Here is a 9,050-nt window from a genome sequence, read left to right as displayed (position 1 = left end):
GCGGTCGGTTCCTTCGACAAAACGCTTCATCCTGCTCTCCTGATTGCGTCAGATGAGCTATTAACGCTTCAGAAAAAATCTCGTTTACATTGGGAGCGTGTTTTCACACAGCCTGGGGCGGAAACTGCCCATCATTCTTGAATCTGAATCGGCACCGATCGTTTTGTATTAAGATTGCAAACCACGCCGTGGGTATCCAGCCCGCCCGTGGAAAACAGCTCGTACAGCAATTGCGCCGCGTAGCGCGCCGCGACATCGTTGATGAATAGCCCTTGTGAGACCAACGACATGCGCACCGAACAGGACGGCGTGTCGTCTTCCGGCATCGTCTCATCCATCAGCTCGGCGTAGCGTTCGGTAACGCAGCGCAGCCGCCCGGGCGCGTCCAGCGGCAGTGCACGGCTGGGGGGCTGCCCCAGAACCACCTGCGCGTCGTGCTCTCGGTTGCCCAGGTCCAGCCAGTACAGGTAACGTTGGCCGCTGAACAAATAGGTGTGCATGTTGCGCCGCGCCGCGCGCGTGTCCACGCAGCTGATCAGGATGTCTGCCTCGCGCCGCGCGTAGCCGCGCTCGCCGTCCCATGCCTGTTCGATGGGATGCACGCTGGCGTCCCAGTCCAACCCGTAAAAGTGGTTCAGGCGCGTGACCGTCACCACCGCCTTGTGCGAGCCCACGTCGGCGCGGCTGTAGAGCTGGCGGCCCACATTCGCCTCGCTCACGGTGTCGGGATCGAACGCGTGCACGTGCAGGCCGGCCGGATGGCCCAGCGCGCGCATGGCGATGTCAAGCCGCGCCAGGCAGCCGGCCATCTGCGCGCCGTTGCCGCCCACGCCCGCCAGATGAATGGTGACGCGCCGCGTCAGCAGCTCGCTGCAGATCCGGTGTGGCAGGGCGTCCATCACGCAACCCCTTCCAGCCGGGCCAGCCCGATGACGCTGTCCCACTGGTCGGCCAGGTCGATGAACAGGCCGTTGATCGCCAGCCGGAAACGCGCCTCCGGGGGGCGGCTGCGCACCCGTCCAAACACCCCGCAGATCTTGATGGCGCGGTCGTCGGCGTCATCCATCGGCGAGAAGAACGCTCCAGCCTCGCCGTGCGAGTGCAGGTCGACCGCGACCTGCTCGCTCGCGGCCAGCCGCAGTGCGCCGCTGCGCGCGCAATGGACGATGGCGGCGGCCGTCTCGTAGGGCGCTGCGCGCCGCGCCTGCGCGACGAAGCGGCGCAGCAAGTCCGCCGGTACCACCCCGAACGACAGGCGCAGCCAAGGCGCCAGCGTGCCGTAGGGCAGCGGCAGGCCGGGGTCCACGCTGCCGCAGCGTTGCAGGCAGTCCAGCCATGGCAGGCGCACCTGCACGAACAGGCCGTTGGCGGCGGCCACGAGGCGCAGTCCCGGCGCCATGGGCGGAAGTTCGCCATGCCGGGGTGCGGCGATCACGGGGCAGGCGGCCTGCAGCGCCGCGTCGCGTGGATCAGTCATGCTCGCCTCCCAGTGCGGCAATCGTTTGGCCCAGCGTGGCGTCCATGGGGAGCAGGGCGCGCAGCGGGAAGCGCGCGGGCGGCGCGTCCAGCATCGCCTGCCAGAACGCGTACGCGCCGCCCCGGTGGCGTACCAGCTTCTTGCCGTTCGGGTGCGAGAAGAAGGACCCGAAAAAGGCGTCGCTCCACGCGTCGATGTCCCTGCGTGCCTCGCCGCCGGGAAGGATGGTGCTGCCGTGACAGATCGCGCCGTCGTCGCCGACGTTGAAGTACGGCGCGCGATAGAGCGGCGTGCCCGGCGCGGGCCGCGTGCCGTCCTTGCAGGCCCAGACCCGCCAGCCCTTGGCGCAGACGGCGAACACCAGTGCGGGATGTGGCACCGCTTCGCCGCGCTCGCCCAGTTGCGGGCAGCGAAACGCGATGTGGCGCACGCAGGCCGGTTGCCACCACACCAGCAGGCCCTCGCCCGCGTACAGCGTCCGGCCGTCCAGATACGCCGCCGCGCTGGCCGTCTGTCGGGTCAGTTCGTGCGCCAGCCGCCTTGCCGCGCGCGGCGACATCGGTTTGCCTGCCAGGATCACCGGGCGTCCTTCAGCCAGTTCGACCCGGTGGATGCTGGCGTAGGCCCGCGTGGCGTGGCGGTCCTGCTCGCGGTAGAGCAGTACTGCCTCGGCCAGTACCAGACTGGCGGCGCGGGGCGCTTCGATACGCAGTTGTGCTTGCATGGCGTGTCCTCCTCTGCCTTCAGTATCACGCCGACAGGTGCCGCAGCAACTGGTCGATGAGGCCGATGGCGCGCAACTGCGGCGTCACTGCGCGCATCCAGTCGCGCAGCGCCTGCGGCTCGTCGGCGGGCAGGAGCACCTCGCCGATCTCCTCGAAACACTCGCCTTGCCATGCGTAGTTGGCGTAGTCGTCCGATACCCGTACCGCGATGTCGTCGTCATGCCAGCACAGTACCGCGCCAAAGCCGGTGAATAGGCCCTCGCGCCGCGCTGCGAAGCGCTTGTGCACGGGTGTGCGCGCCAGTGCGAGCGCCAGTTGCGCCGCCCGCCGCACAAAGCCGTCGGCGTGCTCCTGCGCGAGCAGGCGCAACTGCCTGCGGGGCAGCGCCGCGCAAGGGCGCAAGGCCCAGGGCGGGAAGGCCGCTTCGATATCGGCGCGGCGCACCATGTCGGCCTGCATCGCCTCCCGCGCTTCCTCATCGTCGCCGCATTCCTCCTCCAGCACTTCGGTCTCGTCCAGTTCGCCCAGCCAGTACTGGTTCGACGCTTCATCGAGCACCACCGATGGCGTAAACAGCGGATAGGCGTTCGCGCTTTTCTGCTCCATGATGTGCAGCACGGTAGCGCCCAATCCGGGTGCGCTGGCCTCCAGCGCGTCCAAGCCCGGTCCGACGGTCCACCGATGGACGGAAGCTTCGCACCAGCGCAGATGGATGCCGCGCACCGCCTCGGCGTCCGATGCGCTCAGGCCAGGTGCTGGGGCCTCGATGTCCTCGATGGCGCGCGCTGTGACCGGTGTCAGGACGAACGCGGGAGATAGGCACGCCATCTCGCCGATATGGCGGTGCAGCCATGCCGACAGCGCCATGGCGCAGGCCGTCAGCGGATCGTCGCAGGGCAGGGGAAACGCGCGCCATGTCACCGCGCCCGCGCGCACCAGGTAGCGCGCCAGCATGCCCGCCACGCGCTGCCCGGCGGCGGGCAGGATGGTGGTGGGCACGTCCGTGCTCAGCACGGGCTGGGCCGGTGCCGCTAGGGAAGGGGCGGCAGCCATGGCGACGGGGCCGCAGGCCGGAATGGCGCGGCGTTGCCGGTGGCGTGGGCGCTGCAGGTGTCGGCGAAGCGCAGCCAGCATGCCGCCGTGTCGGCCAGCGCGCGCTTGCCCATCGCGCGGTTGATCGCGGCGGCGTTGGCCTCGGCGCGGCCCTCGGCCATCGCGTCGGCCAGCGCGTCGAATTCGCGCCAGTTCATTGCCGCCCCTTGGTGCCGACCGCGCGGCGGAAGGTGATTTCCTGCGCGCCGTTCACCAGCTCGTCGGCCACGACGATGTCTGCGCTGATCAGTTCCGGGTAGACAGCGCTGTGCAGGTCGCGCACGTCGCGCGGGGCCATGCCCGGGGGCGCGGGCAGTTCGATGCCGTTGTAGCGGTAGCGGCGCGGGGTTTCCTTGATGGTGATGGCCATGCTGGCTCCTTTCAGAACAATTGGGGCTGGCGGTTCTTGATCCAGTCCATGTCGGGGTCGTCGTTCGGATTGGCTGCAATGCGCCCTTCCTCGTTGTCGTCGACATCCGCGCAGCGGGTCGCGGGAGTGGCGGCCCGCTTGGGCGGTGGTGCGGGTGTCGGTGTGCGCTTGGCCTTGGCCTGCTGTTGCAGGTTGGCCTTCTCGGTCTGGAGCGCGCGGTTGGCGGCGGCGGCCTGCTCCAGAAGCGGCGCGAGCTCGGCGCGGTAGCCGGTCAGTGCCTCGATGAAGCCGCTGTCGAATTCTTCGGGCGTGGCGGTGAGCGTGAGATCCGTCGTCAGATTCACGGCAGCGTCGTGCAGCGGGCGCGGCATGACCGATATGGTCATGAGGCCGCGCTGCGCGTCGGCGGTGACCAGCATCGCAAGCCGGGTGTTGGTGGCCAGCGGGTACAACTCGGTGAACAGTCCCATGCTGTTGCTCCTTTTGTGAGGGATGACACCATGGTACGGCGAGAGTTGATCAACGCTAGTGGCGGCGCTCCCGCCGACACGCGTGGCACGACCGTCTCCATAGTGTGCCTGCCCTTGCCAATGCGCCGGCAAGGTGGCCCCCGAGTCAGCAGGGGCGCTGATGCTCTTCTGTGAAGTGCCGCACCTATTCCGGGATGTAATGCGGAAGGGAGAAACAACGCGCGGCGTTCCAGAGTGGACCGGCAAGCAGCAGCGTTAGCCTGCTTGCGTGTGCATCCGGCACAGGATTAAGCGCGGACTGCAGTGATCGGCAATCGGTGCTGGGAAGGGATATCGCAGAGCGCGGCGGGCAATGGATACTGCAGCAGAGGCTGAAGGTTGCGTCATTCAACATATTTGCATCAGCTGAGGCGGACCAGGTCGCGAAGCCCCCTTACTAGTCGAGCCATGTGCGCTTCTGACGTGAACACGGACGGGGTGACCCGCACGCAGGCAGGCGATGGCGCTGACGAGTAAATCAGCGCCTCCTTAGCGCATTTACCGAAACTAGTGTTCGATGGCCCACAGACGCGCGATGTCAACGAGCGCAGGATGCTATCTTGCGTCCACGTTTTGGCGCCAATCCCCAGCCGCAGCGCCGGTTCCGCGAGGAATGAGTCGACAGGACGCGGGTCACTTGTGAGAAACGCTATGATGCACAAATTTTTGGTCGCCAACCGGGATGAGCTTGAGCGGCGATGCCGCGAAAAAGTCTCAAATCGCCCCGACAGAATTCCGAACAAACAGCAGTTGGAGCTGGGAATCCCCATGTTCCTAGACCAGCTCATTCGCACCTTACAAGCGGAAGACCAAGGAGCCACCGCTGAGGCCGTAACTATCTCAGGGCTTTCGTCTGGCGATCCCTTCAGGCACGCCGAAGTAGGTGTGTCCGCTGCAATCCATGGTGCCGATCTTTTGACGCTTGGATATTCTATTAATGAGGTCGTTCATGACTACGGAGACCTTTGTCAAGCGGTGGCTGACCTTTCGCTTGACCTAAATGAGGCATTCTCTATCGAGGAGTTCCGAGCGCTTAATCGTTGCCTAGACAACGGAATAGCCGACGCCGTGACCGCGTTCAGCGAACATGGCGACTTGGTGATCGCCGATCATCAAGCGCTAGAGACGAACGGCGAATCGGTGGTGCCTGCAAGTGAACTGGCCGCGGCCCGCGCCCAGATTGCCCAGCTGCAGCGCATGCTGGGCAAGAAGACGATGGAAGTTGAGATCCTGCAGGAGGCTGTCGAGTTCGCTCGCGAAAAAAAGTGGATTGCGCGCTCGCCCTTGTTGGACAAGGACGGCCAATGAAGGCGGTCGGTTCGGCGCTGGGCGTGGCGCGCTCGAATGTGGCCATTTTGGCGGCGCGGCTGGTCGACTGGATCGATGGCCGTACCGCGCAGACGTTCCACCAGCCCGACGACGCCATCCCGGTCGACGCGGAGCGCGCCGAAATCACGGCGCTGCCGACCTATGGATACCGCAGGGCCGGCGCCTTGGTCAACCGTACGCGCGCCTTGATGGGCCTGCAAGCGATCAATCACAAGCGATTTTACCGGGTGATGAAGGAACACCGCCTGTTGTTGCCTAAGGCGCCCAAACGCCGCGTCAGCAGCCGCGTTCACGATGGCGTCGTGGGTGTGGCAGAACCAAACCTGCGCTGGTGCTCCGACGGTTCTGAGATCGCTTGCGATAATGGAGAGGTCGTGACCGGCGTGTTCATGAAAGATTGCTGTGACCGTGAAATCATTGCGTGGCGCGCATGGGCCGAACGCGGCCTGCCTGAAGAGCCCGTCCGCGACATGCTGGTCGAAGCGGTCGAGGCGCGGTTTGGCCAGGCCAGCATTGGATCGGCGAAGCTGGAATTCTTGAGCGGCAATGGAGGCGCCTATCGGGCCCATGAAGTGCACGCCCTGGCGCGCCCATTGGGGCTGGAGCCGATTCATACACCGGTGTGCAACCCGCAGTCGAATGGGATCGCCGAGAGCTTTGTGAACACGTTTAAACGGGACTACGTCGGCTTGATGGACCGCAGCAATGCCAAAGTCGTTCTCGCCCAATTGCCAGACGCTTTTATGCATTTCAATGAGGTTCATCCGCATTCGTCGTTGAAGTTGAAATCGCCTCGCATGTTCAGGAGGCAGCTGGCGCGCCGGGCTCAGGAAAGCGGCGCTAACCAAGCGACAAGTTGTGTCCGATGAATCAGGGGGCTATCTCCGGACCTCTTTGTGCAATATGCGCTGTCCGTGCGCAGCATTTTGGGGGTTGCGGGCATATAGACAGCCCGTATGCACGCAAGCCGAAAGTGACGCTTCAAGGAAACTGCATGAAGTACTTTTTTATACTTTTTGTGCTCACTATAATCGGGCTTGCTAGACTGAGCAAACTACTATTCCCCGGCGTCGATGAGGGGACGGCGTTCCGTCAATTGAGTTTTGGATTCTGGCTGTATCTTGCGCCTGTACGCGTGGTCTTTGCAGCTCTCCGGTGTTTTTTGCGGCGAAAGTAGTCCGCATATGTCAGCAAGGAAAATTCATGGAAAACGATCTCCAAGCGGTACTCCCAAAAGCGGAGCGCGATCTTGTCGTTCACGCGCTGCAGGCCCTCTGGCGCGAACGCGTCAGCGCCTTCCAGGTGGCTGAGCGGGTTTCGATTGAGCGAAACGCACCACCCGTAGACGGCAGTGCATTTGGCATCGAGGAAGCCGCGCGAATGCTTCGTCGATTTGGTGCCGTACCGTTTATGAACTAGTGACGAGAAAATCACGGTTCGCCGCAACCAGGTGGTGGAACTTCATTGGGACGCGGCGCCTAACATTTCGCAACCGCGAGTTGCGCTGGGTTTGACGTGGGACATCCTGTGATCCGCGCATTGGATCAACTTGGCCATGTGTCTGTCGTGCTTGGGTTAGAGGTCAACGCCGATGCTCGCGCCCAAGCCCCAAGTCCCCTCGTGCGCTGGCTGCTGGCGGCGCGTTCCGCACGCGGCGATGCCCCGGCCGGGACGTGGCGCCGGATGCTGCGTTCCATGCCAATAGGAAATCATGCGAACAGCGGAAAGGATCATTGCAATATGCAATGCAGTATGGCATGTGGAGGCATACAATGCATTGCGAGCACACGAATCGCAGTCATGCCCAGGGAGGCGCACCATGTCGATCAACAAGCGGCTTGACCATACGATGTCCGACATCGTCGAAGTCGGCATTGCGATGCAGCGGTCGCGGCAGTCGGGCTATGCTTGCCGATTTCTCCAGAAACTGCGTGTCAACCACGCCGTCATTGAGCGCGTGCTGGACCGCCCTGCGCAAAGGCGTCGCCACATTGGCCCCGTGGGGCGGATGACCTACCTTCTGGTGGTCCGGCAGCGGCTCGATCTGGTGCACGACCTGGCCGTGTGTTACGGCTGATGGACGCCGCGCTGCCTGATGCAGGGCAAGCGCTATCGACGCGCAGGGATGTGCTGTGCGCTCAGAAGGTGGAAGTGGGCATTGTGTTTCAGACGATGCTGAGCAACGCGGCCGCCGCCGCCTACCTGTTCGAGCACGATGTGCCATTGCATGTTGCGCTCAGAGTCTTGCTCCACCCGGGCAGCCGGCGAACTTTTTGTGCAGCGCCGGAGCGCGACTTTGGGTTTCGCCATGAGTGTCAGGCTGAAGCCGAGGCGAACCGTTTCATCCGGCGGTTGAAGCGCCGGGCGTCTTGAAGCGTGCGCATCGACGCCCATAAACTGGCTGCGTGTTCTCGCGCCCTCCCGGGGTACACCGTCCGCGCTTCGCCTCACGATTGGCGGAACTTCCTGCGTTTGCTATGTGACGCTTAGTCGCATATGTGTCTGCGGTGCAGGTACGGCGACGTGAGCACCCTGATTGCCACGTCGTGGCCAACGCCATGATATTGCATGTAATCGAGCGCCACGCCGATCCCGTCGATCGCGGCAATCGACAGGGCGGCGTCCACTCGGTCCGCAATCCGCGCATCTTTGCGCAGGTCGCGATCCGTGTGTTCGGTAGAGGGGGCGTCGGGCATGGCTTCCTCTTGGTGGAGGCGAAGGTGGTTCCCTGCTACGTGGGAAGCCGGACAGCCGTATTGACCGAAGCTTGGTCCTTCAGCAGGATCTCTTACGGCTGCCGACGCGGCTATGCGTAGGCTGGCGGGGGCGGACGAACTGCTTCAGTAACGACTATACACCCGGAGAGCACCGGCAGACGTACTCATGGCGATGACAGCGGGCTGGTCGATGGCTTCGGAATGGAAATGGCCACCGGATCGCTCGCTGGGAAGGTCTCATCTAGCGCCTCATCAAGCGCTTCATCCTGTTGATCCGCTTGCTTGGCCGGCTGCGAGTCGCTTGGCGGGCGCTGCGGCTCCGTTGCATTGCTGCACATGATGTTCATCGTGCACCTCGTCTGGGTGGGGGGGCAGCGGCCGGCAGTAAGGTGCTGCCGCGTCCGTACCGGTGTGGCTTGCCGCTTTCATGGGCGCTGGTTGGGCAGGCGGGTGGTATCGTTGTTGATGACGCCGTGTCGCGGTTGTTGGTTGCCGTGCCATTTGTCCCAGGGACGCTTGGCCGGTTGCCATTCCTTTTCAGGTGCCGGCCCGCAACGTTGCGCAGGTGTCGGTGGGGTAATGGCATCCGCACTTCCAGCTTCTGTCGTTTCCATCCGTACTCTCCTTGCAACGTGGCATTGGACGGGGTCGCGCCAGGCCAGCTGCCTGTGCAGCATGCGCCCATTTAGTCGTACTGTATAGGTGGACTGGACTGCGGCCACGTTGGTATGTTCCTGCTTGGCATGCACGTCGTGACGCGAGCAACATGTCGGCGGGGTGGCGATTTACAGCAGCGTGGCGCCCTGCCAAGAATTGACAAGTATCTTCAGT

Annotated in this window: 13 protein-coding genes and 1 pseudogene; 4 read left to right on the top strand and 10 right to left on the bottom strand. The window is 63.9% G+C overall.

Annotation, left to right across the window (positions count from 1 at the left end; translation table 11 throughout):
• Positions 1–131: 131 nt before the first annotated feature.
• The 7 genes from AC56DV_RS33365 to AC56DV_RS33335 are packed head-to-tail and all read right to left on the bottom strand — an operon-like array spanning position 132 to position 4,134.
• Entirely contained in the window at positions 132–899 is a 768-nt protein-coding gene (locus AC56DV_RS33365; protein WP_496318488.1) for a PRTRC system ThiF family protein, read from the bottom strand.
• Entirely contained in the window at positions 899–1,477 is a 579-nt protein-coding gene (locus AC56DV_RS33360) for a PRTRC system protein A (protein WP_496318487.1), read from the bottom strand. The genes AC56DV_RS33365 and AC56DV_RS33360 overlap by 1 nt, the downstream gene beginning before the upstream one ends.
• A complete protein-coding gene (locus AC56DV_RS33355; protein WP_496318486.1) occupies positions 1,470–2,201 on the bottom strand; it encodes a PRTRC system protein B in 732 nt (243 codons plus the stop codon). The genes AC56DV_RS33360 and AC56DV_RS33355 overlap by 8 nt, the downstream gene beginning before the upstream one ends.
• A gap of 25 nt (positions 2,202–2,226) precedes the next feature.
• Positions 2,227–3,255, bottom strand: a complete 1,029-nt coding sequence (locus tag AC56DV_RS33350) for a PRTRC system protein F (RefSeq protein WP_496318485.1) — start codon at positions 3,253–3,255, stop codon at positions 2,227–2,229.
• Positions 3,234–3,452 carry a hypothetical protein gene (locus AC56DV_RS33345; RefSeq protein ID WP_496318484.1) on the bottom strand — a complete coding sequence of 73 codons (219 nt, stop codon included), beginning with the start codon at positions 3,450–3,452 and terminating at the stop codon, positions 3,234–3,236. The genes AC56DV_RS33350 and AC56DV_RS33345 overlap by 22 nt, the downstream gene beginning before the upstream one ends.
• Positions 3,449–3,664 carry a PRTRC system protein C gene (locus tag AC56DV_RS33340; protein WP_496318483.1) on the bottom strand — a complete coding sequence of 72 codons (216 nt, stop codon included), beginning with the start codon at positions 3,662–3,664 and terminating at the stop codon, positions 3,449–3,451. Before AC56DV_RS33340 ends, AC56DV_RS33345 begins: the two co-directional genes overlap by 4 nt.
• Before the next feature lie 11 nt (positions 3,665–3,675).
• A complete protein-coding gene (locus tag AC56DV_RS33335; protein WP_496318482.1) occupies positions 3,676–4,134 on the bottom strand; it encodes a PRTRC system protein E in 459 nt (152 codons plus the stop codon).
• A gap of 1,170 nt (positions 4,135–5,304) precedes the next feature.
• Between AC56DV_RS33335 and AC56DV_RS33330 the strand changes: the two are divergent.
• The 4 genes and pseudogenes from AC56DV_RS33330 to AC56DV_RS33315 all read left to right on the top strand — a co-directional run.
• Positions 5,305–6,371, top strand: a pseudogene (locus AC56DV_RS33330) (IS3 family transposase); the annotation flags it as partial.
• 334 nt (positions 6,372–6,705) lie between these two features.
• Positions 6,706–6,921 (top strand): hypothetical protein, encoded by a 216-nt coding sequence (locus AC56DV_RS33325; protein ID WP_496318481.1) that lies wholly within the window; start codon positions 6,706–6,708, stop codon positions 6,919–6,921.
• Between the two features lie 400 nt (positions 6,922–7,321).
• Complete coding sequence (locus AC56DV_RS33320; RefSeq protein ID WP_496318480.1) at positions 7,322–7,579, top strand: hypothetical protein; 258 nt, start codon at positions 7,322–7,324, stop codon at positions 7,577–7,579.
• Positions 7,579–7,875, top strand: coding sequence for a hypothetical protein (locus AC56DV_RS33315; RefSeq protein ID WP_496318479.1), 297 nt, complete (start codon positions 7,579–7,581; stop codon positions 7,873–7,875). The genes AC56DV_RS33320 and AC56DV_RS33315 overlap by 1 nt, the downstream gene beginning before the upstream one ends.
• 113 nt (positions 7,876–7,988) lie before the next feature.
• On the opposite strand, the gene AC56DV_RS33310 is transcribed toward AC56DV_RS33315, so the two are convergent.
• The 3 genes from AC56DV_RS33310 to AC56DV_RS33300 form a co-directional block, all read right to left on the bottom strand.
• On the bottom strand, positions 7,989–8,198 hold the full coding sequence (locus tag AC56DV_RS33310) for a hypothetical protein (RefSeq protein ID WP_496318478.1): 210 nt from the start codon (positions 8,196–8,198) through the stop codon (positions 7,989–7,991).
• 185 nt (positions 8,199–8,383) lie between these two features.
• On the bottom strand, positions 8,384–8,566 hold the full coding sequence (locus AC56DV_RS33305) for a hypothetical protein (RefSeq protein WP_496318477.1): 183 nt from the start codon (positions 8,564–8,566) through the stop codon (positions 8,384–8,386).
• A 78-nt stretch (positions 8,567–8,644) separates the two neighbouring features.
• On the bottom strand, positions 8,645–8,833 hold the full coding sequence (locus tag AC56DV_RS33300; protein ID WP_496318476.1) for a hypothetical protein: 189 nt from the start codon (positions 8,831–8,833) through the stop codon (positions 8,645–8,647).
• Positions 8,834–9,050 lie beyond the last annotated feature (217 nt).

It is taken from the genome of Massilia sp. BGA-UO-ETr-WB1 (assembly GCF_059567845.1).
The sequence above is the reverse complement of the archived record's forward strand: the minus strand, read 5'-3'. Positions and strand labels throughout refer to the sequence as shown.